Origin of the sequence: Agreia sp. Leaf210 (genome assembly GCF_001421485.1) — a bacterium.
GTDB lineage: Bacteria > Actinomycetota > Actinomycetes > Actinomycetales > Microbacteriaceae > Agreia.
Genome location: NZ_LMKK01000002.1, coordinates 178,015 through 204,081, shown reverse-complemented (window position 1 = coordinate 204,081; position 26,067 = coordinate 178,015). Strand labels below are relative to the sequence as shown.

The window sequence follows — 26,067 nt, the reverse complement described above, 5'->3', positions numbered from 1 at the left end:
CACCGAAAACACTACTAAGGAGAACGCTGTGGCTGTTGAAGCCCCGGTAGAGACCGCCGCATCGACGGAGGCAAACCAGACCGAGCCCCGCGAGGCTCGTCGCGGAGGCCGTGAGCGCAACCCCAACCGCGGAGACCGCGGCAGCCGTGACGCCGACAAGAGCCAGTTCCTCGAGCGTGTCGTCACGATCAACCGTGTCTCGAAGGTCGTCAAGGGTGGTCGTCGCTTCAGCTTCACCGCTCTGGTCGTCGTCGGAGACGGCAACGGACTCGTCGGCGTCGGCTACGGCAAGGCACGCGAGGTTCCCACCGCCATCTCGAAGGGCGTCGAAGAAGCCAAGAAGAACTTCTTCCGCGTTCCCCGCGTCGGCAACACCATCCCGCACCCGGTTCAGGGAGAGGCTGCCGCAGGCGTCGTTCTCCTTCGTCCCGCGGCCGCAGGTACCGGTGTTATCGCAGGTGGTCCCGTTCGCGCCGTGCTCGAGTGCGCCGGCATCCACGACGTCCTCTCGAAGTCGCTCGGTTCGTCGAACACGATCAACATCGTGCACGCGACCGTCGAGGCTCTGAAGATGCTCGAGGAGCCCCGCGCCGTCGCAGCACGTCGTGGCCTTTCCTACGAAGACGTGGCTCCGGCCCGTCTGCTCCGCACCGAGGCAGCGCTTCGCGAGGCCGCGGCAACTGCGAAGGCAGGTGCATGATGGCCGCGCGCCTCAAGGTAACCCAGATCAAGTCCAAAGTCAGTGAGAAGCAGTACCAGCGCGATACCCTTCGCAGCCTGGGACTCAAGCGCATCGGCGATGTCACGATCCGCGAGGACAACTCGCAGAACCGTGGCTACGTCAACACCGTCGCTCACCTGGTGAAGGTTGAGGAGATTGACTAATGGCTGAAGAAGCTAAGAAGGAGACAGCCGCCAAGGCTGCTCCGAAGAAGGCCGCTGCTCCCAAGGCAGAGACCGCAGCGAAGGCCCCCAAGGCCGCGAAGTCCGAGGCCGCCCCCAAGGCGGAGAAGGCTGCTGCTCCGAAGAAGGCCGCAGCCCCCAAGGCTGAGAAGGCCGAATCGGCTGCAGCCGCTCCCAAGGCAACGGCGAAGGCCGCACCGAAGGCTGAGAAGACCGAGGAAGCCGCTCCCCGCGAGCAGGTTCTCAAGGTCCATCACCTCCGCCCCGCGCCCGGCGCCAAGAAGGCGCGCACGCGCGTCGGCCGTGGTGAGGGATCGAAGGGTAAGACCGCCGGTCGTGGAACCAAGGGAACGAAGGCTCGTTACCAGGTGCGCGTCGGGTTCGAAGGTGGGCAGATGCCTCTGCACATGCGTACGCCGAAGCTGCGCGGGTTCAAGAACCCGTTCCGCGTCGAGTACCAGGTCGTCAACCTCGAGAAGCTCGCCGAGCTCTACCCGTCCGGCGGAGAGGTCACCATCAGCGACCTCGTCGCCAAGGGTGCCGTACGCAACAACGAGAAGGTCAAAGTTCTCGGACAGGGCGACATTACGGTTAAGCTGAACGTTGCAGTCGACAAGGTCTCCGGTTCAGCCGAACAGAAGATCGTTGCCGCCGGTGGCTCCGTAAAGTAACGCACCTTCCGGTGCGGTGAGTGATACCTCGCTCACGCGCTACGGTTTCGACGAGAGCCCCCGATAGACTCCCTGAGTCTGCCGGGGGCTTTCTCGCCATCACTTTCGCCAAATAGCAGGAGGCATTTTTTGTTTAGAGCCGTCGCGCGGATCTTCCGCACCCCGGATCTCCGCCGGAAGATCGGGTTCACGCTCGGCATCGTCGCGCTGTTCCGTCTGGGATCTTTCATCCCCGCTCCATTCGTGGACTTCGGAAACGTGCAGTTGTGCCTCGCTGCGAACCAAAACACCTCGGGCCTCTACGAGCTCGTCAACCTCTTCTCGGGTGGCGCACTCCTGCAATTGAGCATCTTCGCGCTGGGCATCATGCCGTACATCACGGCATCGATCATCACCCAGCTGCTCCGCGTGGTCATCCCGCACTTCGAGACACTCCACAAGGAGGGTCAGGCCGGACAGTCCAAGCTCACGCAGTACACGCGCTACCTGACCATCGCACTGGCTGTGCTGCAATCGACGACGCTGATCACCGTCGCTCGTTCCGGCGCTCTCTTCGGCACGACGACGGTGGCGGAGTGTACTCAACTCATCACCGACGACGCCTGGTACGCGATCATGCTGATGGTCATCACCATGACCGCCGGTACCGGCCTCATCATGTGGATGGGCGAGCTCATCACCGAGCGCGGCATCGGCAACGGCATGTCGCTGCTCATCTTCACGTCGATCGCCGCTCAGTTCCCCACGTCGCTGTGGAGCATCGCGCAGGCGAAGGGCTTCGAGACGTTCCTCCTCGTGATAGCCGTCGGTCTAGTGATCGTCGCGGCGGTCGTCTTCGTCGAGCAATCGCAGAGGCGCATCCCCGTGCAGTACGCCAAACGCATGGTCGGCAGGCGAACCTACGGCGGCAACAACACGTACATCCCGATCAAGGTCAACATGGCGGGTGTCGTGCCGGTCATCTTCGCTTCGTCGCTGTTGTACCTGCCGGCGCTTATCGCCCAGTTCAACCAGCCGGCGGCCGGCCAGTCGCCTGCTCCCTGGGTCACGTGGGTCACGAACTACCTCACCAAGGGCGATCACCCGCTCTACATGATCCTGTACTTCCTGCTCATCGTCGGATTCACCTACTTCTATGTTGCGATCACCTTCAACCCTGAAGAGGTCGCCGACAACATGAAGAAGTACGGCGGCTTCATCCCCGGCATCCGCGCCGGTCGTCCCACCGCCGAGTACCTCGACTATGTGCTGACCCGTGTCACCCTGCCCGGCTCGATCTACCTGGGTCTGATCGCCCTGATTCCCTTGGTGGCGCTCGCCCTGGTCGGCGCCACATCGAACTTCCCCTTCGGTGGAGCTTCGATCCTGATCGTGGTCGGCGTCGGACTCGAGACGGTCAAGCAGATCGACTCGCAGCTGCAGCAACGTCACTACGAAGGCCTGCTGCGATGACCTCGGTCGACACGCTCGCGGGAACCGTGCGGCTGTTGATCATAGGTCCTCCCGGGGCAGGCAAGGGCACTCAGGCGGCCAAGCTCGCGCAGATCTACGGTATTCCTGCGATCTCGACCGGCGACATCTTCCGAGCCAACATCAAAGAGGGCACCGAACTGGGCAAGAAGGTGCAGGCGTTGGTCGAGGCGGGCTCGTATGTTCCCGACTCGCTGACCAATGACCTGGTGCGAGACCGGCTTCTGCAGCCCGATGTCGAGGGCGGATTCCTGCTCGACGGCTACCCTCGTACGACGGAGCAGGTCGATGAGCTCGACCGCATCCTCGACAAAGCGCACGCACGGCTCGACGCGGTCGTTCAGCTCGTCGCCGATGTCGACGAGGTGGTGGAGCGTCTTCGCAAGCGCGCCCTCGTCGAAGGTCGTGCAGACGACACCGAAGAGGTCCTGCGACACCGCCAAGAGGTCTACGCCGACCAGACCGCTCCGTTGATCGATGTCTATGCGGGCCGCGGGCTCGTCGTCGCCGTCGATGCGTTGGGCGAGGTCGACGAGGTCACCGAGCGCATCGTCACGGCACTCGCCTCTCGATGAGTTTTCGCAAGAACATCTACAAGACGCCCGAAGAGCTTCGGCTCATGGTGCGTCCGGGCCTGGTCACGGCTTCGTCGCTCGATGCGGTCCGCGCGGCGATCCGCCCGGGCATCAGCACGCTCGAGCTCGACACGATCGCCGAGCGTGTGATCGTCGAGGCCGGGGGAGTGTCGAACTTCAAGCTCGTGCCGGGGTACCGTCACACGATCTGCGCGTCGGTCAACGACGATGTGGTCCACGGGATACCGGGCGATCGCATCCTGCAGCCGGGTGACATCGTGTCGATCGACAACGGTGCAGAGGTAGAGGGCTGGAACGGCGATTCTGCGTTCACCGTGGTGATCCCCGACGAGTCGCGGCCCGAACTCGTCGCCGAGCGCCAGCGCCTCTCCGATGTGACGGAGGGCTCGCTGTGGGCGGGTATCGCTCGTCTCAGCACGGCACGCCACCTGAACGAGGTCGGCGAGGCGATCGAGGAGTACATCGAGGCTCAGGGCACGTTCGGAATCGTCACGGATTACATCGGTCACGGCATCGGGCGCAGCATGCACGAGGCCCCTCCCGTCTTCAACTACCGGGTGCGAGCCAAGGGCCCGGATGTCAAGCCCGGCCTGGTCGTCGCCATCGAGCCGATGGTGACCCTCGGATCGATCGAGACCTATGTGCGAGATGACGACTGGACCGTGGCGACCGACGATGCCAGCGTGGCTGCGCACTGGGAGCACTCCGTCGCCGTGCACGCCGACGGCATCTGGGTGACGACGGCACACGATGGCGGCGCAGCAGGCCTGGCACCGTTCGGAGTCACGCCCGTCCCCATCCCGTAGCTGCCGGTCGGCTAGGGAGCGTAGAACGATCCGCTCCCTGAGCCTGTCGAAGGGCGTTCGTCGCCTGGGCACTCGGGGGCTTGAATGACGCTCTCGTCCAGGAACTCAGCCAGGGGGCCTGTGGAGAACTTCTGCGAGCCCCATCGCAGTTGCGCCAGACTCGCTCGCATGCCATACATCTACATCCTCGAGTGCGCCGATGGTGCCTACTACGTTGGCAGTACGTGGGATCTGGAGAAGCGGATCTGGGAACATAACAACGGCCTCGGCGCGAACTTCACTCGCAAGCGTCTTCCTGTGCGGCTGGTTCACTCGGAGTATTCAGACGAAGTCAGCGTTGCTTTTGCGCGGGAGAAGCAAGTGCAGGGTTGGAGCCGAGCGAAGAAGAAGGCTTTGATCGAGGGAAGGTGGGGCCATTTGCCGGGGCTTGCCCGCGGAAGCCGACCCGCCAAGTGATGAGGAGCACGTTGTCCCTTCGACAGGCTCAGGGAACGGTGTACCTTCGACGGGCTCGGACGTAGCTGCCGCTACTTGTCCATGATGTGCACGAGCTCGTCGATGAAGCTCGGGAAGTCGACGGCGCGCTTGATGATGCGCTGCACGTCCTCCCTGTCGGAGAAGACCTCGACGAACTGATCGAAGACCTCCTGGAACGAGGTCCGACCCGTGGCGGCGAAGGCGATGAACGCGATGACGTTCACTCGGTTCTCGCCCCATGCCATCGCCGAGTCGTTGACGACGATGGCGATCGAGGTGCGGTTGGCCGTCATCGCCATGGCGTGGGGCACCGCGATGCTGTCGGTGAACGCGGTCGACGACATGAGTTCGCGTTCGATGGCCCCGTCGACGTAGGAGCGATCGATCACGCCGTGCTCCATCATGCGGCGGCCGAGCGTCTCGATCATCTCCACCTCGCCCGACACGTGCAGTTCCCTGAAGAAGAGCGCCTCGTCGAAGTACAGCAGCAGGTCGTCTTTGATCTTGATGCGACGGGCATGGCGGCGCACGCGGCTGATGGCTCGGCGCACGTTCTCGACATCGCCGTCGGTCAAGAACGGCTGGATGACGACCTCGTTCTCGCGCGGAGTACGAGAGGCGATCGTGGAGAGCACGATATCGGCGTCGAGTTCCGCCCAATCGACATCGGTGCGGGTGATGACGATCGCGACGTCGAGCTCGTCGCCCAGCGCCCTCGTGACGCGCTCGGCCAACATCTCGTGCATGTCGTAGTAGTTGGGGCAGACCACTGCACAGCGCAGTCGGTCGCCCCGACGCTGCTTGCGTTCCAAGAAGGAACCGACGTGCAGCGCGATGAACGCGATCTCGTCGTCGTTGATGTGGATTCCCGCTCGACGCTGAAGCTGGCTCGCGATGAACACCGAGAGCTCGTAGGTCATCGGATAGGACGTCTTCATGGAGCGGGTCAGGGGATTCACCGAGTACGCGTTGTCGTTCGCCCGGGCGACGAGGTTGCGCACGTGGAGCGAGAGCCGCACCATGAACTCCTCATCGGCGAGGTCGATGAGGTACTCCTGGTGCACGAGCGCGACGATATCGCGCACGGTGGCGAGCACATCCGCGTCGACGTAGTTCTCGACCACCTGCTTCGTCGACTCGTCATGTCCGGGCGTCACGACCCTGGTGGTCAGGAGCACGGCGAGGTAGTCGAGATCGGGGGCACTGAGCGACACCGCGAAATGCTCCACGACGAGACCCGAGAGCGCCGAGGCGATCTCTGCTACGCGCGGGCCGGCCGCAACGAGTGGCAGGTCCGGCTGCTCACGGTCCTGCCTCTCGAGAGCGATCATCAGGTGCAGAAGCACGTTGTTCACGCCGTACTCGTTGACGAAGTACCCGTGTGCATCGAGCATCTCGATCAACTCGGTCTTGAAGCTGCCCAGGTCCTCGGACTCGAACTCGCGTTGCACTCGCTCGAGTTCGAGAAATCCCTGCGCGCTCTCCTCGCGGAACATGCGGCTGAGCAGCCGACGATGGTTCGCCTCCGAGCCCACGATCGATACGAGATTGTCGCGCCTCACCAGTGACAGGTCATCTGCCTCGACGAGCAGCTTGACCTTGCGCAGGTCCTGCTCCAGGGTCGAGTCGCTGACGAAGAGACGAGTCGCCATGCTGCGGGCGTCGAGGCCCTCCGGCGCGTTGCCGAGCAGACGCACGAGCTGGTAGATGCGATCGCGGGGCGTCTCGGGCTCGGCAGGCCGACCCTCAGCACGGAAGACACTCAGGGCGTCGCGGTCGACACGATACCCGAGCACGCCCGACTGGATCGTCTCGTGCGGGTGGGATGCGCTCTTAGCGGCCGTGACGTAACTGCGCACGCTTCGGCTCGTGACGCCGAGCTTGTCGGCCAGCTCCGCGGCGGTCACCCAGCCGTCGGCTTGGGACAGATAGTCCAAAAGCCGTTCGTACTTCTCATTCATGTGCTGGTCGCTCCCGACCTGAGTCAACCATCCCGGGCCCCTCCAGACTAATTGCCACGGGCTCGCTTCCTCCCCTGCGGAAACTTTTCTGCGGCGCAACCGGGCGCGAAGCCGCGACTTCTCCGAGAGTATTGGACGTAGATCGCAAGGAGGCGAGAGATGCACAGAGTTCTGGTTGTCTGCGGTGCCGGTGCATCGAGTACTTTTCTGGCCCATCGCATTCGGGCCGCCGCACGCGGTCGTGACATCGATGTGACCCTGTCGGCATCCAGCACCATAGGGCTCTCGGAACGCCTCGACGACATCGACGTGCTGCTGGTGGGCCCCCACCTCGCGGCGCAGTTCGATGAACTCTCGATCCTCGCCGAAACGCAGGGCGCGGCAAGTGCCCTCCTGCCCGACACCGTCTTCGGCGCGGGCGGAGAAGACACGGCGCTCGACCTCGTGCTGAGCAGTCCTGCGCTTCGCACCCGCTCGTCGTGACCCACCACCGAACCACGAAATATCAAGGAGAAATCATGGCTGAACGCACTGTCACCATCGCCTCGACCCACGGGCTGCACGCGCGTCCGGCGTCGATCTTCACGCAGGCTGCGGCCAAGGCCGGAGTTCCCGTGCAGCTGTCCAAGGGCGACAAGTCCGTGAACGCCGCCAGCATCCTCGGCGTGATCTCGCTCGGCATCGACCACAACGACGACGTTGTGCTGTCTGTCGAGGGCGACGACGCCGATGCGGTTCTCGACGAACTCGCCGCGCTGCTCACCACCGACCACGACGCCGCGTGAGCGCCATGACGTACCAGGGAGTCGGAATCGGCCGCGGCATGGCGATGGGAACGGTGCTGCAGATGCCGGCTCCGCTGCCCGAGCCGCAGGATGCGCCGTCGACGTTGAGCGTCGATGCCGAGAAGGAGCGCGCCGCGGTCGCGCTGGCCGCGACGGCCGCAGGTATCCGGGCTCGTGGAGAGCGTGCCGGCGGATCCGCCAAAGACGTGCTCGAGGCCCAGGCGTTCATGGCCGAGGACCCGACGCTCAGCGACGATGTCAAGGCCCGTATCGACTCGGGCAAGACCGCCGAGCGCGCGGTGTTCGAGGCCTTCGCGAGCTTCCGCGATCTGCTCGTGAGCATGGGCGGCTACATGGGCGAGCGCGCGACCGACCTCGACGACGTCTCTCAGCGCGTCGTCGCTCAGCTTCAGGGAGTCGAGGCGCCCGGCGTGCCGGACCCCGATCACCAGTTCGTTCTCGTCGCGCGCGACCTCGCTCCGGCCGATACCGCCCTTCTCAATCTCGACAAGGTGCTGGGTCTGATCACGAGCGACGGCGGCCCCACGTCGCACACGGCGATCCTCGCTCGTGAGAAGTCGATCGTCGCCGCGGTCGGTGTGGCAGGGGCTCTCGACATCGCCAACGGCACGACCGTCATCGTGGACGCGTCGACCGGAATCATCACGGTCGACCCGGACGAGGACGAGCGCTTCGCGGCAAAGATGGCCATTCAGGAGCGCGCCTCCCTGGCCAACGCGCCGGTGGGTCCCGGGCGCCTCGCCGACGATACCGAGATCCCTCTGCTGGCGAACCTCGGATCGGCGGGTGGAGCGGAAGAAGCCGTGGAGCTCGGCGCCGAGGGCGTCGGCCTGTTCCGCACCGAGTTCCTGTTCCTCGACTCGGCGCAGGCGCCGACCGTCGAGGAGCAACAGTCTCAGTACTCCGCGCTCTTCGCCGCGTTCCCGGGCAAGAAGGTCGTGGTCCGCGCGCTGGACGCGGGAGCCGACAAGCCGCTCAGCTTCTTGAACGACGCTCCGGAAGAGAACCCGGCGCTCGGCCTTCGTGGTCTGCGAGCTCTGCGGGCGAATGAGCAGATCCTGCGCGACCAGCTCACCGCCATCCGCAATGCCGAAGCCGAGAACACCGCCGACGTCTGGGTGATGGCGCCGATGGTGTCGACCCTCGAGGAGACCCGGTACTTCACGAGCATCGCGCGAGAGATCGGTCTGAAGACGGCCGGTGTCATGATCGAGGTGCCGTCGTCTGCCCTGCTGGCCGATCGCATCCTCGTCGACGCCGACTTCGCGTCGATCGGAACGAACGACCTGACGCAGTACACACTGGCCGCCGACCGTCTCCTCGGGAGCGTCGCCTCGTTCCAGGACCCGTGGCATCCCGCTGTGCTGCGGCTCGTGGGCGAGGTCGGCAAGGCCGGAGCCGCGCTGGGCAAGCCCGTCGGGATCTGCGGTGAGGCCGCGGCCGACCCGCTCCTCGCGGTCGTCCTCGTCGGCCTCGGAGCCACGAGCCTCTCGATGTCGCCCGCCGCGCTCGCGGACGTGCGCGCCGAACTGCGTCTCTACACGATCGAGCAGGCGCAGCACTTCGCCGAACTCGCTCTCAAGGCGAACAGCGCGATGGAGGCCCGCGCCGCGGTGTCCGCCAGCGCGTCCTCCTGACGTAACACCCGCACCACACCCCACCTGATCACACTCCCTCAACACAGAAACAAGGAGAAACACTCATGACGACGACGTCAGCCCCCGCCGCTACCTCGGGAGGTGCCCGCGTCCGCGTTCAGCGGTTCGGCACATTCCTCTCGGGCATGATCATGCCCAACATTCCCGCACTCATCGCGTGGGGCCTGCTGACGGCCCTCTTCATCGATGTCGGCTGGCTTCCGAACGAACAGCTCGCGACCATCGTCGGGCCGTTCATCCACTACCTCCTGCCGATCCTGATCGCCTACACGGGCGGCCACATGATCTACCAGGTTCGCGGTGGTGTCGTCGCCTCGATCGCCCTGATGGGTGTCATCGGCGGATCGGACTACCTGATCGCGCAGATCAACGCCGCCGCACTGGCTGAGAACCCGGATGCATCCGAGCTCGGACAGGTGCACATGTTCATCGGCGCAATGATCATGGCTCCGATCGCCGCGTACTCGATGAAGTGGCTCGACGGCCTGTGGGAAGGCAAGATCCGTCCCGGCTTCGAGATGCTGGTCAACATGTTCTCGGCCGGAATCTGGGGCTTCATCCTGCTGATCATCGGGTTCTACCCGGTGGCCTACGTCATCAACGGCATCATGTCGCTGCTGAGCGGCGCCGTCGGATGGCTCGTCGACACGAACCTGCTGCCGCTCACGAGCATCATCATCGAGCCGGCCAAGGTGTTCTTCCTGAACAACGCGATCAACCACGGGGTCCTGACCCCGCTCGGCATCGAACAGGCCGCCGGCGAGAGCCACAAGTCGATCCTGTTCCTGCTCGAGGCGAACCCCGGCCCCGGTGTCGGCCTGCTGCTCGCGTTCGTCGTCTTCGGAATCGGCGCGGCTCGCGCCTCCGCTCCCGGAGCCGCGATCATCCAGTTCTTCGGCGGCATCCACGAGATCTACTTCCCGTACGCCCTGATGAAGCCGACCCTGATCATCGCCCTCATCGCGGGTGGCATGACCGGTGTCACCACCAACATGCTGATGGACTCGGGCCTCCGTGCTCCTGCGGCCCCGGGAAGCATCATCGCGATCTTCGCGCAGACCGCATCGGACAGCTACCTCGGCGTCGCGCTGTCGGTCATCCTGTCGGCGGCGGTCACGTTCTTCGTCTCGATGATCATCCTCCGGGCGAGCCGCAAGAAGGACCTCGCAGCTGAGGCCGCAGGTGAGGACGCCCTGGGCGCAGCCCTCGCGGCGAACGCTGCGAACAAGGGCGGCGAGAGCCGCGTCGGATCCCTCCTGGGCACGGACGCGAGCACCTCCGCGACCACGGCCGGTGGAGTGGCGACTGCCGCGAAGCTGGAGAACATCGTGTTCGCCTGCGACGCGGGAATGGGATCGAGCGCCATGGGAGCCTCCGTTCTGCGGAACAAGCTCAAGAAGGCGGGCATCACCGACGTATCGGTCAAGAACCTCGCCATCGCGAACCTGACCGACGACGTCGACCTCGTGATCACGCAGAAGGAGCTCACCGACAGGGCCCGGCAGAAGACGCCGAACGCCCAGCACGTCTCGGTCGACAACTTCATGAACAGCCCGAAGTACGACGAGGTCGTGAACCAGGTCGCCGCCCAGCACCCGCAGGACCAGGCGTAGCCTGTTTCTTCATCCCGGGTCCTCGTCCGTCGGAGCCCAGCTCCGGCGGACGAGGACCCGGAACCACACAATCGAAGCGTTACGAAGCGAGCGAAGAGGACGTCATGAGCGACAAAGTACTGGATCCCGAATCAATCAGCGTCAACGGCACCGCCACCACGCAGGAGGAGGCGATCCGCGAAGCGGCATCCATTCTCGTGGCCGCCGGCGCCGTGACCGACGGCTACGTCGACTACATGCTCGAGCGCGAGAAGAGCGTCTCGACCTACATGGGCAACTTCCTGGCCATTCCCCACGGAACAAACGAGGGCAAGGACACGATCCTGAACTCGGGTCTGTCGTTCGTGCGCTACGCGACGCCGCTCGACTGGGAGGGCAGCGAGGTGCGCTTCGTCGTCGGTATCGCCGGCAAGGACAACGGCCACCTCGACATCCTCTCGAAGATCGCCATCATCTTCTCCGACGACGACGAGGTCCAGAAGCTTCTGGATGCGCCTGACGGCCCTGCACTCTTCGCTCTGCTCTCCGAGGTCAACGAATGAAGGCGGTCCACTTCGGTGCCGGCAACATCGGCCGAGGATTCGTTGGACTCATCCTTCACAATGCCGGTTACGAGGTCGTCTTCGCCGATGTGAACGCCGAGCTCATCGACGCGCTCTCCGAGACGCCGAGTTATCGCGTGCACGAGGTGGGTGCGGCATCGAAGACCTGGACGGTCGACAACTACCGCGCACTCAACTCCGCGACGAACGAATCCGACGTCGTGTCCGAGATCGCGTCGGCCGACATCGTCACCACGGCCGTGGGCCCGAATATCCTGCGCTTCGTCGCCCCGCTGATCGCCCGTGCGATCAACGAGCGCGATGACGCCCTGAAGCCGCTGGCGGTGATTGCCTGCGAGAACGCCATCAACGCCACCGACCTGTTGAAGCAGGAGATCGTCGCGGGTCTCGATGACGAGGCTCTGACAGCACTCGACTCGAGAGCCGTGTTCGCCAACACGGCCGTCGATCGCATCGTTCCGGGACAGGCGGCCGACGCCGGTCTCGACGTCACCGTCGAGGACTTCTTCGAGTGGGCCATCGAGGCGACGCCGTTCGGCGACGACCTGCCCGAGATCCCCGAAGCCCACTTCGTGGACGACCTGGCGCCCTACATCGAGCGCAAGCTGTTCACCGTGAACACGGGCCACGCCACGACGGCGTACTTCGGGTTCCTCGAGGGCGCGTCCACTCTGGCCGACGCCATGCGCAGCCCGGAGGTATTCGCCCGGGTCGCCGCGGTGCTCGACGAGACCAAGACCCTGCTCATCGCCAAGTACGACTTCGATCCCGAGGCGCAGGAGGCGTATGTGCAGAAGAATCTCACACGCTTCGCGAACCCGTTCTTGCCGGACACCCCTGCCCGCGTCGGGCGGCAGCCCGTGCGCAAGCTCGGCCGGCACGAGCGCTTCATCGGCCCGGCGGCCGAGCTCGCCGAGCGCGGCCTCGTGCCGGAGGCCCTGCTGGGCGCGATCGGCGCCGCGCTGCGCTTCGATCTGCCCGAAGACGCGCAGAGTGTGGAGCTGAAGGAGCTGCTCGCCACGTCGTCGGCCGAAGAGGCGACGTCACACCTGACCGGGCTCGACGCATCCCACCCCCTCTACGCCCACGTCGTGCGCGTCGTCGAGCGGGTGCAGAAGAGCTAGTCGCCTCAGTCGTCGCTCTCGAGGATCAGCTTGAGGTTGTCGAACATCTGCTCGATCGTGTTCTGGTTGATGCGGTCGAGCAGAGCGGCGTTCACCACCTTCTGCAACACGGTCGGCTCGATCTCGTAGAGGATCTCGGTGGTGATGCGCGTGGTGCCATCGCCGAGGTCCTCGAACGTGTAGTCCCACGTGGCGTTCACATCGCCGGTGAGGCGCAGGGTGACCTTCTTGTCGACGTCGAACGCGATGCCCTCGGCCTTGCCTCGAAGATCTGCGCCCGCCATGTTGAAGCGCCAGTCGAACGTCTGGTCGACGCCGGCCTTCTCGGGCGTGATGTTCGTGTTCTCGTTGAGATTCGGGATGAACGCCGGGCCGTTCTCTGCGCTCGCGGTGTACTCGAACACCTCGGAGACGGGCTTGCGGATGACGATGAGTGCTTTGGCGCTGGCCATTGCGGTTCCTTCCTTCGTTGCCGGTCAGCTTCGACCGAGGGAGTAGTTCTGAACAGTCTTGCGTAACACGTTGCGGAAGAGGGCGATCTTTTTGAGGCCGGTGTCGTTCGAGGCGCTCACGCGAACCGTGACCGCCTGGATGCGGGGCGCGACGGTGCGCACGATCAGAGTCGATCGCTCGCCCATCACGAAGGTGCGGTCGTCGACGACCAGACGTTTGACGCGCACCATCGTGGATGCCTTGACCACGGCCGCCAGCACCTGCTCGGTCGCGAGTCCGATCACCAGCCAGGGCCTCCAGATGCGGGCGACGACCAGCTGCGCGACGAGCAACAGCAGCACCGGCAGCGTTCCGATGCTGAGAAACGCCACGGCTACAATGGCCAAGGCTCCCAGCGCGTAGGCCTCCGCCCCGCGGAGGAGAACGGGTCGGCGCTTCGCCAGGGGGAGAATCACGAGGTGCGCCAGGATCGCCACAACGGCGCCGAACGCACATACGGAGACGATGACCATCGGCACAACACTATGAGGGGCGCGTGGATTTATCTACGCGAGCGTTTTCCTCTTGCCCTCGTCGCCCTGATGTCGGCCGCCTTCGCCGCGGCGGCCCTCGGCATGTTCGGCCGTTCAGCCGGCGCGTACGCCAACGACGTGTGGACGACCGCGATCCTGCTCTTCGTGATGTACCTCGCGCTCCTGCTGCGCTATCGGGTGACCGACGAATGGAAGGACTTCGCGCACGACAGTGCCGTCTATCCCGACCGGCCAGTGCAGCGCGGAGTCATCTCGCCTCGCACCCTCCTCGGCATCGGCATCGGCGCTTTCCTGGCCGAAGTGCTCTGCGCGATGCTGCTCGGCGGTGCTGTCGGTTTTCTGCTCTATCTCGCGGTTCTCGCCTACTCGGCTCTCACCGTATTTGAGTTCTTCGCGGGCGCTTGGCTCGAGCGGCACTTCACCCTGTCGTTCCTCCTGCACGAGGCGATCTACCTGCCCGTGTTCGCCTGGGTCGCCGTGGTGCTGGGCGCGGCCGCGAGCTGGCAGACGGTCGCCGGCATACTCGCGTGCACCGCGCTGTTCGTCTCGGTCGAGCTGGCGCGTAAGTTCAGCCCGCGTTTCGACACCAGCGGGTCGGTGGTGCTCGACACGTATTCTGCCGTCTGGGGGAGGGGCCGTACGCTGGGGGCGATGGTCATGCTGGTCGTTCTGAGTGGAATCCTCGCGCTGGCAGCCGGTGCGGGTGTCGCCTCGCCCGTGGTCGCCGCCGTCTCCGCTGTCGCCCTGTTGGTGCGTCCTGGGTCGGATCGCTGGGTCACCGCCGTCGTCGCCATTCACCTCCCGCTGCAGGCGGCGGCGATGCTCGCGTGAGCGCGTCGACCATCGTGACCGACTCGGCCGCGGTATCCGGCCCCTCGATCGGCAGCAAGGCCCTCGGCTTGGTCGAGCTCGACCGTCTCTACCCGGGTCTCGTGCCCCCGTTCATCGTGCTCCCTCTCGGCGACCTCGTCGGGAACTGGCCGGGATTGCGTGCCGCGGCGCACGCGCTCGTCGCCGAGTACTGCGCCGGTGGCGTCGACGACGCGACGTACGCCGAGCGATCGGCGCGACTCGTCGCATCCATCGCCCTCGTCGACGATGTCGTCGACGCAGGCCTCGCGTCGTGCGGAGGCTGGGGTTCGGTCAGCGTGCGCACCTCGGCGCTCGCGGAGGACGGGGCGGAACACTCGTTCGCGGGTCAGTACGAGACCTCGCTCGATGTGCCGGTGCAGCGGAATGCCATCGGCGACGCGATCGTCACGTCGGTCGCCAGCCTGTTCTCTGCGCGTGTTGCCGCCTATGCGCGGGCCCGGGGGATCGAATCTCTCGACATCGGCGGATCGATCGTCGTGCAGCAGATGTTCGTCGGGACGACCAGCGGAGTGCTGTTCAGCGAGAACGGCCGCGGCGAGCTCACTCTCGCCTGGACCCCGACCGCCCGCAACACCACCGTCGAGGGTGAGAACGCTCTCGAACTGCGCGCGTCCAAAGTCGCCGACTGGCCGACCGGTCTTCCCGCACCCGTGCGGCTGCTCGACATCGCGAACGAGAGCGAGGCGCGCAACCGTCGACCGGTCGACATCGAGTGGGCTGCGTGCGGAAACCGACTCGCCCTGCTTCAGCTGCGCCCTCAGACCACGGTCGCGCTCGACTACGAGCTGGCGTGGGACTGCACGAATATCGCCGAGAACTATCCCGGCATCACGCTGCCGCTCACCTATTCGTTCATCCGAGGCCTCTACTCACGCGTCTATCCCGCGTTCTTCCGCAAGCTCGGCGTGAACCAGAAGGTTCTGGATGCGAAGCAGCAGGTCTTTCGCAACACCCTCGGCTACCTCGGCGGGCACGTCTACTACCAGATCGACAACTGGTACGAGATGGTGCGACTGATTCCCGGGCCGAGTAGTAATCAGGCGTTCTTCTCCGCGATGCTGCAGCCTCAGCGCACTCCCGGCGACGCCCCGCGGCGTCGCCTGGGCCTGAGGGGTGCGATCACCATGGCCCCGCTCGTGGGCAGGCTCGGGTTCCTTCTCCTGCGGTCGAATTCGATGTCGCACGGATTCCGTCGCACCTTTCAGAAGCGTCTGAAGAGGTTCGAGGCCGTCGACTGGAACACGTTGCACGCCGACGCGATCCTCTCGACACTCGAGACGATGCGCAGTGAACTGCTCACCCTGTGGGCGACGCCCGTGTTCAACGACCTGCGCGTCATGATCTTCCACGGGCTGCTCAAGACCTACAGTTTCGGGCCGGAGCAGCACGCCGACTACCTCGGCTATCTGCACGGGCTCAGCGACAGGGCGTCGATCGCGCCCCTCACGGCGCTCGGCGTTCTCGGCAACCAGCTGCGCGAACGCCACGGCGCCACGGCGACGGCCGACGGCATCCTGTCATCGCCCGACTGGACGGCGACGCGCGCGCTGGTCGACGACTATCTCGCGCGCTTCGGCGGGCGGGCGCCCGACGAGCTGCAGCTCGAGAACCCGCGCCTCGCCGACGACTACGGCTCGCTTCTCGCGCTGGCGCTCGGCACCGACCCCGCCGGGCGGCCGCCCGTGGATGCCTCGGCCCGGTCGATCAAGGGCCGGTTCGGCACGCGGTTCATCGGCCGCAACACCCGCCAGGCCATCGACTGGCGGGAACGGTTCCGGTTCAACAGGGCCCAGGTCTACGGTCTCGCACGCGCGGCGTATCTGGCGCTGGGGCAGCGGCTGGTCGACGCCGAGATGCTCGAGGCGGCCGACGATGTGTTCTGGCTCACCGAGCAGGAGCTCGACGAGGCCGTATTCGGCCACGCGTGGAACTCGGATCCCCGCGCGACGGTTGCCCGGCGCAGGGGGGAATTCGGGGCGTTCGAGCAGCGCTCGCTGGCGCGTCGGGTCGTGGGCTCTGGTCTCATCGCGCCTGCCGAGCTGCGCGACGACGAGCAGCGGTCGGCCTCGGGCATGGCAGCGGGCATGGGTGTGTCCCCCGGAATGCTCACCGCGGAAGTGATCGTCGTGCACGCGTTCGATCCGACCATCGACGTGCGCGGCAAGATCCTCGTGACGAGTCATATCGACCCGGGCTGGACACTTCTGTTCGTGCAGGCCGCCGGTGTCGTGACAGAGCGAGGCAACGCGCTGTCCCACGTCGCGATCATCGCCCGAGAACTGGGCATGCCCGCGGTCGTCGCTGCAATGGGCGCCGTCGACGCGCTGAGCACGGGGCAGGTCATCACGATCAACGGAACGACGGGGGACATCGATGCCGCGCTCTAGTTACTGGCTGAAGGCCATCGGGCCCGCCGGTGCCGTGTCTCTCGCCAGCCTCCTCGCGGCCTGGGTGGCGATCGGCCTCGCCGTATCGGGCTCACTCCGCGTGAGTGTTCTGTTCGCCCTGGGGGCGTTCCTGCTCGACATGCTCGACGGCTTCGTCGCCCGCCGTCTCGGGGTCTCGAGCGAGTTCGGGCGACAGCTCGACAGCTTCATCGACGTCATCAACTACTCGCTCTACGCCGCCGTGCTCGTCGGCTTCCACATCATTCCGGGCGTGGCGGGCTGGGCTCTCGGCTTCGTGATCGTGGCCACCGGAATCCTGCGGCTCATCCGGTTCAACATCGAAGGATTCACCGACGACGAGCTCATCAAGTACTACCGGGGCATCGTGGTGTGCCATCTATCGCTCTGCGCGATCGTCTTCCTCATTCTCACGGAGCTCTGGCCCGACGCCGGGTGGCTGCCGTGGGTGGCGGCGGCGGCGCTGATCGTGCTCTCGATCCTGCAGCTCTCGTTGATCCGCATCCGCAAGACCGGGCGGCAGATCTGGTGGGCGGCCCTCGTCGTGCCGTTGGCCGTCGGCTCGCTCCTGTGGTTGACGTAGCCACGTCGTTCGCGGCAGAGCGCCACGGTGCCCTCGCCGACGAGATCCGATCGATCGCCCGTGCGCATCCCGAGGTGTCGGAGCGGAGCGCCCGGCAGCTCCGTCGTGCGTTGCGCGGGCGACGCCTCGCCGTCGCGACGGATGACGGGCGCGTGGTGGGCTGGTTCCTCTCCGAGCCGGGCGCGGGGGGCGCGCACGAGCTCGGCTATCTCTTCGTCGAGAGCCGGTTGCGCACGGGCGAGATCTTCGACCGGATGCTGGCGCAGCTTCTCGAGATCGACAGGCACGCCGTCGCCGTGACGTTCAGGCCCGGCTTCGCCGACTGGCTTCAGCGGTCGTACGGGTTCGAGCGGGCGAGCCTCGGGCGCGTGATCGCTCTGTCGCACGGTACTTTTCTGCTTCGTCGACTCAGCCCCATGCGACTCGCGGCTGTGGCTCGGCACACCAGCGAGGCCACGCCCATCTATCTCACTTGGACGAGGCCCGGACTGTGAGCGGGCTGTCTGGCGCCCTGATCTTCGGCGCGGCCACCGTGGGGCTCGCCGCGTCGTTCGTCGTGCTCGAGCGCCTCGTGCGAACCCGGAACGTTCCGACGGAGATCACTCGTCGCGTCGCCCACGTTCTCGCCTGTCTCTTCGCTCTCCTCGTGCACGCCGTCCTGCCGTTCTGGCTCTTCATCGTGTGCTCGGTCGTCTTCGCGGCGCTCATGTGGCTCTCGCGGCATTTCCATGTCTTCACCTCGATCCACAAGGTTCGCCGCAGATCGCTCGGTGACGTCTACCTGCCCCTGGGAATCGGCGTCGCCGCCCTCCTCGGCGGGAGCGACGCCGCGGTCTTCGTGGCGGCGGTGCTCATTCTGGGCCTGGCGGATGTCGCCGCCGGGCTGGTCGGCGACTACCTGCGCTCGAGTCGCAAGACGTGGTGGGGGTCTGGGGCTTTTCTCGGAGTGAGTGTCATCGTGCTCGCTCTCTGCGGGTTCGGCCTCGTTCCCGTGATCGTCGTCGCCCTCCTCGCCACGGCGACGGAGCGCTACTCGCCGCTGGGCACCGACAACATCAGCATCCCGCTCGTCGCGGCGGCACTTCTCGCCGTTCTGTGACTCGCGCGGTGATTGAGGGCCGGCGCGGATCAGCGCGACTTGAGTCGCAGCCGGTGCATCACGACGTCGGTGCCCGCGTGCACCGCGACACCGACCAATGCAGTGGCCGCGACGAGCAGGGGAGAGGAGCCCAGAGCGATGAGAAGCACCGACACCGCGACGATTCCATCGGCGAGGTCGGCCGCCCGCTGCACCGGTCGCCACCTCGACGTCGTCTCGGTGCTCGATGCGATGCCGACGCGTCTCTTGACGAAACTGTTCAGCAGTTCGCCGACGACATAGACGAGGCCGAGCAGGAATCCGATCGCGACGGATCGAGACCCTCGCAAGACCGGCGCGACCCATTCGCCCAGGTCGGGATGGCCCAGGATTCCCGCAACGATCATCGCGCCACCGACGTAGATGACGACGCCGAGCCAGGTCTTCGTGGGGCCGAAGAGCGGGCGGCCGTCGCGCCACGTCGCGTCGGCATCGAGTGGAACGGCGAGCCGTCGCATCCACCCCTTCTTCAGCACGACGATGAGCATCACTCCGGGCACGAGGACGATGGCGAGCAGCGAGGCGAGTTGGGAGGCGAAGACGAGGGCGGGCATCCCCTGAATCGTACCGGGAGCGACTTGCCAGAAAGGCTCATATCACCTAAGCTCGATCTTTGGTGTTTGTACGCCCTTTTCGGCGTGCCGCGTTCGGGTATTTCTCGGCGCGATCACCCATCCAAACGCACGACCAGCAATCAATAACTTTAGCGATAGTGAGTAATGGCCAAAAAAGACGGTGTCATCGAGATCGAAGGCGCAGTGGTCGAGGCTCTGCCCAACGCGATGTTTCGTGTTGAGCTGACCAACGGACACAAAGTACTCGCCCACATTTCGGGCAAGATGCGTCAGCACTACATCCGAATCCTCCCTGAGGACCGGGTGATCGTAGAGCTGAGCCCATACGACCTGACCCGCGGTCGGATCGTCTACCGCTACAAGTAACGCTCATTCGAGCGATGTTGATCGCTGGAAAGTAACGGCCCGGGGCATCCCCCGGGTACGAAGACAGCGAAAGCAAGGAATCACCATGAAGGTCAACCCCAGCGTCAAGCCGATGTGCGAGCACTGCCGTGTCATTCGTCGCAACGGCAACGTGATGGTCATCTGCAAGAGCAACCCGCGCCACAAGCAGCGCCAGGGCTAAGCAGCCAGCTCCACCCGTTTCACCCTCACAACACAACAGCAGAACCAGATCCGATCGGCCGAGAGGCTGATCGGGGACACCCGCGGTCGGAGGCCGCGGCACCGGTTCTGCTGCAGACCTCCACTCACCAACAGGAGCCACCACCATGGCACGTCTAGCAGGCGTAGACATTCCGCGCGACAAGCGCGTGGAAGTCGCACTCACCTACATCTACGGAGTCGGCCGCACCAGTGCGCTGAAGACTCTGGCCGACACCGACATCTCGGGCGACATCCGAGTCAAGGATCTCAGCGATGACCAGCTCATCGCGCTGCGCGACTACATCGAAGGCAACTTCAAGGTAGAAGGTGACCTTCGTCGCGAGGTCGCAGCAGACATCCGCCGCAAGGTCGAGATCGGAAGCTACCAGGGTGTCCGTCACCGTCGTGGCCTGCCCGTTCACGGACAGCGCACCAAGACCAACGCTCGCACCCGCAAGGGCCCGAAGCGCACCGTCGCCGGCAAGAAGAAGGCCCGATAGCGAGAGGCCCCAGAGCCTCACGCATCGCCATAAACGTTTTAGGAGAAAACAATGGCAGCACCAAAATCGGCCGCTCGTAAGCCGCGTCGTAAAGAGAAGAAGAACATCGCCGTGGGCCAGGCCCACATCAAGTCGACGTTCAACAACACCATCGTCACCATCACCGACCCCCAGGGTGCTGTGCTGAGCTGGGCTTCGTCGGGAACCGTCGGCTTCAAGGGATCGCGTAAGTCGACTCCCTTCGCCGCGCAGCTCTCCGCCGAGTCGGCCGCGCGCCAGGCTCAGGAGCACGGCGTCAAGAAGGTCGACGTCTTCGTCAAGGGACCGGGATCGGGTCGCGAGACCGCCATCCGCTCGCTGCAGGCCGCTGGCCTCGAGGTCGGATCGATCAACGACGTCACCCCGCAGGCGCACAACGGTTGCCGCCCGCCGAAGCGCCGTCGCGTCTAGCTAAGCCAACCGCTGATCGGAGAACGAGGCTTGTGCCTCGTTCTCCGATCTCCGGGTTGTACGTGGTTTCATAACTCAATAACCAGCCGGGCCCGCCACCCGGTTGTCACTGCAAGGTGTCATATAGCGGACATCTGGCCGAAAGGAATCAATAGTGCTTATTGCACAGCGCCCCACGCTCACCGAAGAAAACATCTCCGAATTCCGCTCGCGGTTCGTCATCGAGCCCCTGGAACCCGGTTTCGGTTACACGCTCGGCAACTCGCTTCGTCGCACCCTGCTCTCGTCGATCCCCGGAGCCGCTGTCACCAGCATCCGTCTCGACGGCGTTCTGCACGAGTTCTCGACGATCCCCGGTGTGAAAGAAGACGTCACCGAGATCATCCTGAACATCAAGGGACTGGTCGTCTCGAGCGAGCACGACGAGCCGATCACCGCCTACCTGCGCAAGCACGCGTCGGGCCAGGTCACGGCTGCAGACATCTCGGCCCCGGCCGGTGTCGAGATCCACAACCCCGAGCTCGTCATCGCGACGCTCAACGAGAAGGCGAAGTTCGAGCTCGAGCTCATCATCGAGCGCGGTCGCGGCTACGTCTCCGCCACTCAGAACCGCAGCGAGTTCTCCGAAGCCGGCCAGATCCCGGTCGACTCGATCTACTCGCCCGTGCTCAAGGTGACCTACCGCGTCGAGGCGACTCGTGCCGGTGAGCGCACCGACTTCGACCGTCTGGTCGTCGACGTCGAGACGAAGAACGCCATCACGCCGCGCGACGCCATCGCATCGGCCGGCCGCACGCTGACCGAGCTCTTCGGCCTCGCCCGCGAGCTGAACACCGCCGCAGAGGGCATCGAGATCGGCCCCGCGCCGGTCGACGCCGTCCTCTCCAGCGAGCTCGCTGTTCCGATCGAAGACCTCGACCTGAGCGTGCGTTCGTACAACTGCCTCAAGCGTGAGGGAATCAACACGGTGAGCGAACTGGTCGCCCTGAGTGAGACCCAGCTCATGAACATCCGCAACTTCGGACAGAAGTCGGTGGATGAGGTCAAGGACAAGCTCGTTGAGCTTGGCCTGTCGCTGAAGGACACGGTTCCCGGTTTCGACGGAGCCCACTTCTACGGCGGCTACGACGACGAGAACATCTAGTCGCGCGCTGTACGTCGACACGAACCTACTTACCTGAACTGATTCTGGAGAAACACCATGCCTAAGCCCACCAAGGGACCCCGTCTCGGTGGCGGACCGGCGCACGAGCGCCTGCTGCTCGCCAACCTGGCTGCCGCCCTCTTCACCCACAAGAGCATCAAGACCACCGAGACCAAGGCCAAGCGCCTTCGTCCGGTCGCCGAGCGCCTGATCACGTTCGCCAAGCGCGGAGACCTGCACGCTCGTCGTCGCGTCCTCGGCGTCATCGGCGACAAGAGCGTCGTGCACGAGCTCTTCACCGAGATCGCTCCGCTCGTCGCCGAGCGCGAGGGTGGCTACACCCGCATCACGAAGCTCGGATTCCGCAAGGGCGACAACGCTTCGATGGTCCAGATCGAGCTCGTACTCGAGCCCGTCGTGAAGACGCCGTCGAAGTCCAAGTCGAAGAAGGTTGCCGACGCTCCCGTCGCAGCCCCTGTCGAAGACGCACCGGTCGATGAGACCGATACCGTCGAGCAGAGCGCACCGATCGAAGACGAGGTCGTCACCGACGCCGCCGCCGAGGTCGAGGCCGACGCCGCCGACAAGGCCGACGACACCAAGTAGTCAGCACCAGCTGAGAACGCCCCGCCATCCACTCGGATGACGGGGCGTTCTCGCGTTCTATGCTCGTAGACACGACCGACCGGAGAACCGATATGACGCTCATCCCGAGTGCCGATGAACTCATTCGTGTTCGCCTGGGCATCGCCTACGACGGCACGGCATTCTCCGGTTGGGCGAAGCAGCCCACTCTGCGCACGGTGCAGGGTGTTCTCGAAGACGCTCTCGACACCATCTACCACCGCCACGGGCCCGCACCTCTGCTCGTGGTGGCCGGTCGAACGGATGCCGGGGTGCACGCCACGGGGCAGGTCGCCCACCTCGACCTGACGCCGGCCCAGGCCGGTCGGGTTGCGCCAGCGGCTCTGGCTCGTCGTATCAACGGCGTGCTCGGTTCGACATCGGATGTCGTGGTCACCTCGAGCGCGCCGGCCGACGAGCACTTCGACGCGCGGTTCGCGGCGACGTGGCGTCGTTACGAGTACCGTCTTGCCGACGCGTCGACCGAGCGCAATCCGCTGGAGCGCACGTTCACCGCCGCGTACACGGGCTCCCTCGACGTAGATCTGATGCACGCTGCCGCGCAGAGCCTGCTCGGGCTGCGTGACTTCGCCTCGTTCTGCAAGCCGAGAGAGGGCGCGACGACGATCCGTTCCCTGCAGTCCTTCACCTGGCAGCGCGACGACGAGGGGGTACTGGTGTCGAGGCTGCAGGCCGACGCGTTCTGCCACAGCATGGTGCGGGCCCTGGTGGGGGCGTGTGTCGCAGTGGGGGAGGGGCGTTTCGACACGAGCGAGCTCGTCTCGCTGAGCGACGCCCTCGAGCGCACGAGTGCGTTCAAAGTCATGCCGGCGCGCGGCCTGATCCTGCGTGAAGTGGGCTACCCCGAGGCATCCGGTCTCGCAGACCGTGCCGTTCAGACTCGCGCCAGACGGGCGTGAACCGGGCCGAGGAGTCGCGGCGAGGGCACAAATAGGCTAGTGTCGATTCTTGGTGTCCACGCAGCTTCGTGTGGCGCCCGAACTTGAGCCCTCCACGGGCCGCGTTCCCGGGCTTCTTGCCCGTGGTCGACTTCAGTCGATTGAGGAACACGCCACCGGAGTGGGATTTCACGGACTCCTCATTTCGACAAAGAAAGCAGTAATACTGTGACGCGCACTTATTCCCCCAAGATCAGCGAGGTCACCCGTAACTGGGTCATCATCGACGCCGAAGACGTAGTCCTCGGCCGCCTCGCCAGCCACGCAGCGGTCATCCTCCGCGGCAAGAACAAGGCCACCTTCACCCCCCACATGGACATGGGTGACTTCGTCATCATCATCAACGCCGAGAAGGTCGCCCTCACGGGTAAGAAGCTCGCGCAGAAGTTGGCATACCGCCACTCGGGTTACCCGGGCGGACTGTCGTCGGTGACGTACGCCGAGCTCCTCGAGAAGAACCCGACTCGCGCAATCGAGAAGGCTGTTCGTGGAATGCTCCCGAAGAACTCGATCGGTCGCGCCCAGCTGACGAAGCTCAAGGTGTACACCGGCTCCGAGCACCCTCACGCTGCCCAGCAGCCGACGCCGTACACCCTCGACCAGGTCGCCCAGTAGCGACCGGCCCAGACACTTCTTCTAAGACAAGCTAAGGATTCGTAACCATCGTGGCGAAGATCGCAGACCAGATTGACGTTGCTCCCACCGAGGAGCAGCAGAGCTATTCCACCGAGACGCCCGCCGAGGCAGCCGCACAGGCCGCCCCGCGCCCCGCGCTCACCGTTTCGGGCGCGGCCGTCGGCCGCCGCAAGCAGGCCATCGCCCGCGTGCGCCTCGTTCCCGGTGCCGGCACCATCACGGTCAACAGCCGTGAGTTCGCCGACTTCTTCCCGAACAAGCTGCACCAGCAGCTGATCACCGACCCGTTCAAGGTGCTCGACCTCCTGGGCAGCTACGACGTCGTCGCGAAGATCTCCGGCGGTGGCCCCTCGGGCCAGGCCGGCGCACTGCGCCTGGGCATCGCTCGTGCGCTCAACGAGATCGACGAAGAGAACAACCGCGCGACGCTGAAGAAGGCGGGCTTCCTCAGCCGCGATGCTCGCGTCAAGGAGCGCAAGAAGGCCGGTCTCAAGAAGGCCCGCAAGGCTCCTCAGTTCTCGAAGCGCTAATCGCAGTCGTCCGTCGACTGCTCTAAAAGACAGCACCACAATGCCTCCCCGTCTGTTCGGCACAGACGGCGTTCGCGGACTCGCGAACGCCGATCTCACCGCCGACCTCGCACTCTCTCTCGCTCAAGCCACCGCGGTGGTTCTCGGCCAAGGGCGCAGTGCGGCCGCTCGCGCGGCGACGGGGAGGCGTCCTGTTGCGGTGGTCGCTCGCGACCCCCGCATCTCGGGCGAATTCATCTCCGCGGCCGTAGCGGCCGGTCTGGCGAGTTCCGGCGTCGACGTGCTCGACGCGGGGGTCATCCCGACGCCCGCGATCGCGTTCCTCATCGCCGACATCGATGCCGACTTCGGCTTCATGGTGTCGGCCTCGCACAACCCGGCTCCCGACAACGGCATCAAGATCTTCGCTCGCGGCGGCACCAAGCTGCCCGACGAGGTCGAAGACCGCATCGAGGCGGCGATGTCAGGCCCCAAGAAAGCTCCCACGGGCAAAGATGTCGGCCGCATCCGCCGATTCGCCGATGCCGAGGACCGCTACGTGGTCCACCTGCTTGCCAGCCTCCCGCATCGCCTCGACGGGCTGCACGTCGTTCTCGACTGCGCCAACGGCGCCGCAGCGGGCGTCTCGCCCCAGGTCTTCACGGATGCGGGTGCTCGCGTCACCGTGATCGGTGACGATCCCGACGGCCTCAACATCAACGACGGTGTGGGCTCGACCCACCTCGACAAGCTCGCCGAAGCGGTTCTTCTGCACGGCGCCGACGTGGGTATCGCTCACGATGGCGACGCAGACCGCTGCCTGGCGGTCGACCGCGACGGAAAGATCGTCGACGGCGACCAGATCATGGCGATCCTCGCGATCGGCATGAACGAACGGGGCGCGCTGCGCGACAGCACCCTCGTGGCCACGGTCATGAGCAATCTGGGCCTGCTGGTGGCCATGCGCCAGAACGGCATCGAGGTCATCCAGACGAGTGTCGGCGATCGCTACGTCCTCGAAGAGATGAACGCCCACAACTACTCGCTGGGTGGCGAGCAGTCCGGTCACGTGATCATGAGCGACTTCGGCACGACGGGCGACGGCATCCTCACCGGCCTCCATCTCGTCGCCGAGATGGCGTGGCGCGGCAAGACGCTCGCCGAACTGGCCGAGGTCATGACTGTGTTCCCGCAGATCATGGTCAACGTCAAGAATGTCGACCACCACGCCGTGCACACAGACGAGGTGCTCGCCGAGGCCGTGCGCAGCGCAGAGGCCGAACTCGGCGACACGGGTCGGGTGCTGCTTCGGAAGTCCGGCACGGAGCCGCTCGTCCGTGTGATGGTCGAGGCTGCCGATCAAGGCACGGCAGATCGCATCGCGCACTCGCTGGCCGACGTCGTTCGCGACCGCCTCGGTCTCTGACTTCCCGCTGAACCCGCGCCCGG

General features: G+C 65.3%; 32 protein-coding genes. 28 read left to right on the top strand and 4 right to left on the bottom strand.

Annotated features, from left to right (window positions below; genetic code table 11):
- The first annotated feature begins 28 nt into the window (after window positions 1-28).
- From rpsE to ASE64_RS06965, 7 genes are all read left to right on the top strand, one after another.
- The gene (gene rpsE / locus ASE64_RS06995) at window positions 29-700 is read left to right on the top strand and encodes a 30S ribosomal protein S5 (RefSeq protein WP_268750572.1); all 672 of its coding nucleotides are present in this window, start codon (window positions 29-31) and stop codon (window positions 698-700) included.
- On the top strand, window positions 700-885 hold the full coding sequence (gene rpmD, locus ASE64_RS06990) for a 50S ribosomal protein L30 (RefSeq protein WP_044440029.1): 186 nt from the start codon (window positions 700-702) through the stop codon (window positions 883-885). The genes rpsE and rpmD overlap by 1 nt, the downstream gene beginning before the upstream one ends.
- The gene (rplO, locus tag ASE64_RS06985) at window positions 885-1,574 is read left to right on the top strand and encodes a 50S ribosomal protein L15 (protein WP_055778079.1); all 690 of its coding nucleotides are present in this window, start codon (window positions 885-887) and stop codon (window positions 1,572-1,574) included. Before rpmD ends, rplO begins: the two co-directional genes overlap by 1 nt.
- Window positions 1,575-1,703: 129 nt before the next feature.
- Entirely contained in the window at window positions 1,704-3,026 is a 1,323-nt protein-coding gene (gene secY, locus ASE64_RS06980) for a preprotein translocase subunit SecY (protein ID WP_055778078.1), read from the top strand.
- A complete protein-coding gene (locus tag ASE64_RS06975; RefSeq protein WP_181035740.1) occupies window positions 3,023-3,619 on the top strand; it encodes an adenylate kinase in 597 nt (198 codons plus the stop codon). The genes secY and ASE64_RS06975 overlap by 4 nt, the downstream gene beginning before the upstream one ends.
- Window positions 3,616-4,446: a type I methionyl aminopeptidase gene (gene map / locus ASE64_RS06970; protein WP_055778076.1), complete on the top strand. Its 831-nt coding sequence runs from the start codon at window positions 3,616-3,618 to the stop codon at window positions 4,444-4,446. The genes ASE64_RS06975 and map overlap by 4 nt, the downstream gene beginning before the upstream one ends.
- 168 nt (window positions 4,447-4,614) lie before the next feature.
- Window positions 4,615-4,902 carry a GIY-YIG nuclease family protein gene (locus ASE64_RS06965; RefSeq protein ID WP_055779716.1) on the top strand — a complete coding sequence of 96 codons (288 nt, stop codon included), beginning with the start codon at window positions 4,615-4,617 and terminating at the stop codon, window positions 4,900-4,902.
- Window positions 4,903-4,973: 71 nt separating this feature from the next.
- Here ASE64_RS06965 and ASE64_RS06960 read toward each other — a convergent pair whose 3' ends face one another.
- Window positions 4,974-6,884 (bottom strand): BglG family transcription antiterminator, encoded by a 1,911-nt coding sequence (locus ASE64_RS06960; protein ID WP_055778074.1) that lies wholly within the window; start codon window positions 6,882-6,884, stop codon window positions 4,974-4,976.
- 159 nt (window positions 6,885-7,043) lie between these two features.
- Between ASE64_RS06960 and ASE64_RS06955 the strand changes: the two genes are divergently transcribed.
- From ASE64_RS06955 to ASE64_RS06930, 6 genes are all read left to right on the top strand, one after another.
- Complete coding sequence (locus ASE64_RS06955; RefSeq protein WP_055778072.1) at window positions 7,044-7,367, top strand: PTS sugar transporter subunit IIB; 324 nt, start codon at window positions 7,044-7,046, stop codon at window positions 7,365-7,367.
- A gap of 35 nt (window positions 7,368-7,402) precedes the next feature.
- Window positions 7,403-7,669 (top strand): HPr family phosphocarrier protein, encoded by a 267-nt coding sequence (locus tag ASE64_RS06950; protein ID WP_055778069.1) that lies wholly within the window; start codon window positions 7,403-7,405, stop codon window positions 7,667-7,669.
- Between the two features lie 5 nt (window positions 7,670-7,674).
- Entirely contained in the window at window positions 7,675-9,327 is a 1,653-nt protein-coding gene (ptsP, locus tag ASE64_RS06945) for a phosphoenolpyruvate--protein phosphotransferase (protein ID WP_055779712.1), read from the top strand.
- A 65-nt stretch (window positions 9,328-9,392) separates the two neighbouring features.
- Window positions 9,393-10,961 carry a PTS mannitol transporter subunit IICB gene (locus ASE64_RS06940; RefSeq protein WP_055778066.1) on the top strand — a complete coding sequence of 523 codons (1,569 nt, stop codon included), beginning with the start codon at window positions 9,393-9,395 and terminating at the stop codon, window positions 10,959-10,961.
- Window positions 10,962-11,065: 104 nt separating this feature from the next.
- Window positions 11,066-11,503, top strand: coding sequence for a PTS sugar transporter subunit IIA (locus ASE64_RS06935; RefSeq protein ID WP_055778063.1), 438 nt, complete (start codon window positions 11,066-11,068; stop codon window positions 11,501-11,503).
- The gene (locus ASE64_RS06930) at window positions 11,500-12,648 is read left to right on the top strand and encodes a mannitol-1-phosphate 5-dehydrogenase (RefSeq protein ID WP_055778060.1); all 1,149 of its coding nucleotides are present in this window, start codon (window positions 11,500-11,502) and stop codon (window positions 12,646-12,648) included. Before ASE64_RS06935 ends, ASE64_RS06930 begins: the two co-directional genes overlap by 4 nt.
- Window positions 12,649-12,653: 5 nt before the next feature.
- Here ASE64_RS06930 and ASE64_RS06925 read toward each other — a convergent pair whose 3' ends face one another.
- Window positions 12,654-13,100 (bottom strand): SRPBCC family protein, encoded by a 447-nt coding sequence (locus ASE64_RS06925; RefSeq protein ID WP_055778057.1) that lies wholly within the window; start codon window positions 13,098-13,100, stop codon window positions 12,654-12,656.
- Between the two features lie 24 nt (window positions 13,101-13,124).
- Window positions 13,125-13,613: a hypothetical protein gene (locus ASE64_RS06920; RefSeq protein WP_055778054.1), complete on the bottom strand. Its 489-nt coding sequence runs from the start codon at window positions 13,611-13,613 to the stop codon at window positions 13,125-13,127.
- Between the two features lie 12 nt (window positions 13,614-13,625).
- On the opposite strand from ASE64_RS06920, the gene ASE64_RS06915 reads away from it, so the two are divergent.
- Genes ASE64_RS06915 through ASE64_RS06895 form a run of 5 tightly spaced genes read left to right on the top strand, consistent with a single transcriptional unit; the run spans window position 13,626 to window position 18,594 of the window.
- On the top strand, window positions 13,626-14,465 hold the full coding sequence (locus tag ASE64_RS06915) for a hypothetical protein (RefSeq protein WP_156351688.1): 840 nt from the start codon (window positions 13,626-13,628) through the stop codon (window positions 14,463-14,465).
- On the top strand, window positions 14,462-16,894 hold the full coding sequence (locus ASE64_RS06910; RefSeq protein ID WP_055778049.1) for a PEP/pyruvate-binding domain-containing protein: 2,433 nt from the start codon (window positions 14,462-14,464) through the stop codon (window positions 16,892-16,894). Before ASE64_RS06915 ends, ASE64_RS06910 begins: the two co-directional genes overlap by 4 nt.
- Window positions 16,881-17,495: a CDP-alcohol phosphatidyltransferase family protein gene (locus ASE64_RS06905; protein ID WP_055778046.1), complete on the top strand. Its 615-nt coding sequence runs from the start codon at window positions 16,881-16,883 to the stop codon at window positions 17,493-17,495. Before ASE64_RS06910 ends, ASE64_RS06905 begins: the two co-directional genes overlap by 14 nt.
- On the top strand, window positions 17,483-17,989 hold the full coding sequence (locus ASE64_RS06900; protein WP_055778043.1) for a hypothetical protein: 507 nt from the start codon (window positions 17,483-17,485) through the stop codon (window positions 17,987-17,989). Before ASE64_RS06905 ends, ASE64_RS06900 begins: the two co-directional genes overlap by 13 nt.
- Window positions 17,986-18,594 carry a hypothetical protein gene (locus ASE64_RS06895; protein ID WP_055778040.1) on the top strand — a complete coding sequence of 203 codons (609 nt, stop codon included), beginning with the start codon at window positions 17,986-17,988 and terminating at the stop codon, window positions 18,592-18,594. Before ASE64_RS06900 ends, ASE64_RS06895 begins: the two co-directional genes overlap by 4 nt.
- A gap of 29 nt (window positions 18,595-18,623) precedes the next feature.
- Here the strand turns inward: ASE64_RS06895 and ASE64_RS06890 are convergent, their stop codons facing one another.
- A complete protein-coding gene (locus ASE64_RS06890; RefSeq protein WP_055778037.1) occupies window positions 18,624-19,187 on the bottom strand; it encodes a CDP-archaeol synthase in 564 nt (187 codons plus the stop codon).
- A 165-nt stretch (window positions 19,188-19,352) separates the two neighbouring features.
- Here ASE64_RS06890 and infA point away from each other — a divergent pair, with 165 nt between their 5' ends.
- The 10 genes from infA (at window position 19,353) to glmM (ending at window position 26,044) form a co-directional block, all read left to right on the top strand.
- Window positions 19,353-19,574, top strand: a complete 222-nt coding sequence (infA, locus tag ASE64_RS06885; protein WP_022883252.1) for a translation initiation factor IF-1 — start codon at window positions 19,353-19,355, stop codon at window positions 19,572-19,574.
- An 85-nt stretch (window positions 19,575-19,659) separates the two neighbouring features.
- Window positions 19,660-19,776: a 50S ribosomal protein L36 gene (gene rpmJ / locus ASE64_RS06880; RefSeq protein ID WP_044440044.1), complete on the top strand. Its 117-nt coding sequence runs from the start codon at window positions 19,660-19,662 to the stop codon at window positions 19,774-19,776.
- 145 nt (window positions 19,777-19,921) lie between these two features.
- Window positions 19,922-20,296 carry a 30S ribosomal protein S13 gene (rpsM, locus tag ASE64_RS06875; RefSeq protein WP_055778034.1) on the top strand — a complete coding sequence of 125 codons (375 nt, stop codon included), beginning with the start codon at window positions 19,922-19,924 and terminating at the stop codon, window positions 20,294-20,296.
- A gap of 51 nt (window positions 20,297-20,347) precedes the next feature.
- Window positions 20,348-20,746, top strand: a complete 399-nt coding sequence (gene rpsK, locus ASE64_RS06870; protein ID WP_044440047.1) for a 30S ribosomal protein S11 — start codon at window positions 20,348-20,350, stop codon at window positions 20,744-20,746.
- Between the two features lie 154 nt (window positions 20,747-20,900).
- The gene (locus tag ASE64_RS06865) at window positions 20,901-21,890 is read left to right on the top strand and encodes a DNA-directed RNA polymerase subunit alpha (protein ID WP_044440049.1); all 990 of its coding nucleotides are present in this window, start codon (window positions 20,901-20,903) and stop codon (window positions 21,888-21,890) included.
- Window positions 21,891-21,947: 57 nt separating this feature from the next.
- Window positions 21,948-22,496: a 50S ribosomal protein L17 gene (gene rplQ / locus ASE64_RS06860; protein WP_055778029.1), complete on the top strand. Its 549-nt coding sequence runs from the start codon at window positions 21,948-21,950 to the stop codon at window positions 22,494-22,496.
- Between the two features lie 92 nt (window positions 22,497-22,588).
- Window positions 22,589-23,434: a tRNA pseudouridine(38-40) synthase TruA gene (gene truA, locus ASE64_RS06855; protein ID WP_055779709.1), complete on the top strand. Its 846-nt coding sequence runs from the start codon at window positions 22,589-22,591 to the stop codon at window positions 23,432-23,434.
- Window positions 23,435-23,641: 207 nt separating this feature from the next.
- Window positions 23,642-24,088, top strand: a complete 447-nt coding sequence (rplM, locus tag ASE64_RS06850; protein WP_044440054.1) for a 50S ribosomal protein L13 — start codon at window positions 23,642-23,644, stop codon at window positions 24,086-24,088.
- Window positions 24,089-24,138: 50 nt separating this feature from the next.
- Complete coding sequence (gene rpsI / locus ASE64_RS06845) at window positions 24,139-24,639, top strand: 30S ribosomal protein S9 (protein ID WP_044440056.1); 501 nt, start codon at window positions 24,139-24,141, stop codon at window positions 24,637-24,639.
- Between the two features lie 40 nt (window positions 24,640-24,679).
- The gene (gene glmM, locus ASE64_RS06840) at window positions 24,680-26,044 is read left to right on the top strand and encodes a phosphoglucosamine mutase (protein WP_055778026.1); all 1,365 of its coding nucleotides are present in this window, start codon (window positions 24,680-24,682) and stop codon (window positions 26,042-26,044) included.
- Window positions 26,045-26,067 lie beyond the last annotated feature (23 nt).

Excerpts from the sequence above, each read along its gene's own strand:
- ASE64_RS06915 (WP_156351688.1), top strand. The coding sequence starts at position 13,626 with ATGAGGGGCGCGTGGATTTATCTACGCGAGCGTTTTCCTCTTGCCCTC.
- ASE64_RS06940 (WP_055778066.1), top strand. The coding sequence starts at position 9,393 with ATGACGACGACGTCAGCCCCCGCCGCTACCTCGGGAGGTGCCCGCGTC.
- map (WP_055778076.1), top strand. The coding sequence starts at position 3,616 with ATGAGTTTTCGCAAGAACATCTACAAGACGCCCGAAGAGCTTCGGCTC.
- ASE64_RS06905 (WP_055778046.1), top strand. The coding sequence starts at position 16,881 with ATGCCGCGCTCTAGTTACTGGCTGAAGGCCATCGGGCCCGCCGGTGCC.
- glmM (WP_055778026.1), top strand. The coding sequence starts at position 24,680 with ATGCCTCCCCGTCTGTTCGGCACAGACGGCGTTCGCGGACTCGCGAAC.
- ASE64_RS06925 (WP_055778057.1), bottom strand. The coding sequence starts at position 13,100 with ATGGCCAGCGCCAAAGCACTCATCGTCATCCGCAAGCCCGTCTCCGAG.
- infA (WP_022883252.1), top strand. The coding sequence starts at position 19,353 with ATGGCCAAAAAAGACGGTGTCATCGAGATCGAAGGCGCAGTGGTCGAG.
- rpsK (WP_044440047.1), top strand. The coding sequence starts at position 20,348 with ATGGCAGCACCAAAATCGGCCGCTCGTAAGCCGCGTCGTAAAGAGAAG.
- ASE64_RS06960 (WP_055778074.1), bottom strand. The coding sequence starts at position 6,884 with ATGAATGAGAAGTACGAACGGCTTTTGGACTATCTGTCCCAAGCCGAC.
- rpsM (WP_055778034.1), top strand. The coding sequence starts at position 19,922 with ATGGCACGTCTAGCAGGCGTAGACATTCCGCGCGACAAGCGCGTGGAA.
- ASE64_RS06955 (WP_055778072.1), top strand. The coding sequence starts at position 7,044 with ATGCACAGAGTTCTGGTTGTCTGCGGTGCCGGTGCATCGAGTACTTTT.
- ASE64_RS06890 (WP_055778037.1), bottom strand. The coding sequence starts at position 19,187 with ATGCCCGCCCTCGTCTTCGCCTCCCAACTCGCCTCGCTGCTCGCCATC.
- ptsP (WP_055779712.1), top strand. The coding sequence starts at position 7,675 with ATGACGTACCAGGGAGTCGGAATCGGCCGCGGCATGGCGATGGGAACG.
- ASE64_RS06975 (WP_181035740.1), top strand. The coding sequence starts at position 3,023 with ATGACCTCGGTCGACACGCTCGCGGGAACCGTGCGGCTGTTGATCATA.
- truA (WP_055779709.1), top strand. The coding sequence starts at position 22,589 with ATGACGCTCATCCCGAGTGCCGATGAACTCATTCGTGTTCGCCTGGGC.
- ASE64_RS06920 (WP_055778054.1), bottom strand. The coding sequence starts at position 13,613 with ATGGTCATCGTCTCCGTATGTGCGTTCGGCGCCGTTGTGGCGATCCTG.
- rplQ (WP_055778029.1), top strand. The coding sequence starts at position 21,948 with ATGCCTAAGCCCACCAAGGGACCCCGTCTCGGTGGCGGACCGGCGCAC.
- rpmD (WP_044440029.1), top strand. The coding sequence starts at position 700 with ATGGCCGCGCGCCTCAAGGTAACCCAGATCAAGTCCAAAGTCAGTGAG.
- rpmJ (WP_044440044.1), top strand. The coding sequence starts at position 19,660 with ATGAAGGTCAACCCCAGCGTCAAGCCGATGTGCGAGCACTGCCGTGTC.
- ASE64_RS06935 (WP_055778063.1), top strand. The coding sequence starts at position 11,066 with ATGAGCGACAAAGTACTGGATCCCGAATCAATCAGCGTCAACGGCACC.
- ASE64_RS06950 (WP_055778069.1), top strand. The coding sequence starts at position 7,403 with ATGGCTGAACGCACTGTCACCATCGCCTCGACCCACGGGCTGCACGCG.
- rplO (WP_055778079.1), top strand. The coding sequence starts at position 885 with ATGGCTGAAGAAGCTAAGAAGGAGACAGCCGCCAAGGCTGCTCCGAAG.
- ASE64_RS06930 (WP_055778060.1), top strand. The coding sequence starts at position 11,500 with ATGAAGGCGGTCCACTTCGGTGCCGGCAACATCGGCCGAGGATTCGTT.
- ASE64_RS06965 (WP_055779716.1), top strand. The coding sequence starts at position 4,615 with ATGCCATACATCTACATCCTCGAGTGCGCCGATGGTGCCTACTACGTT.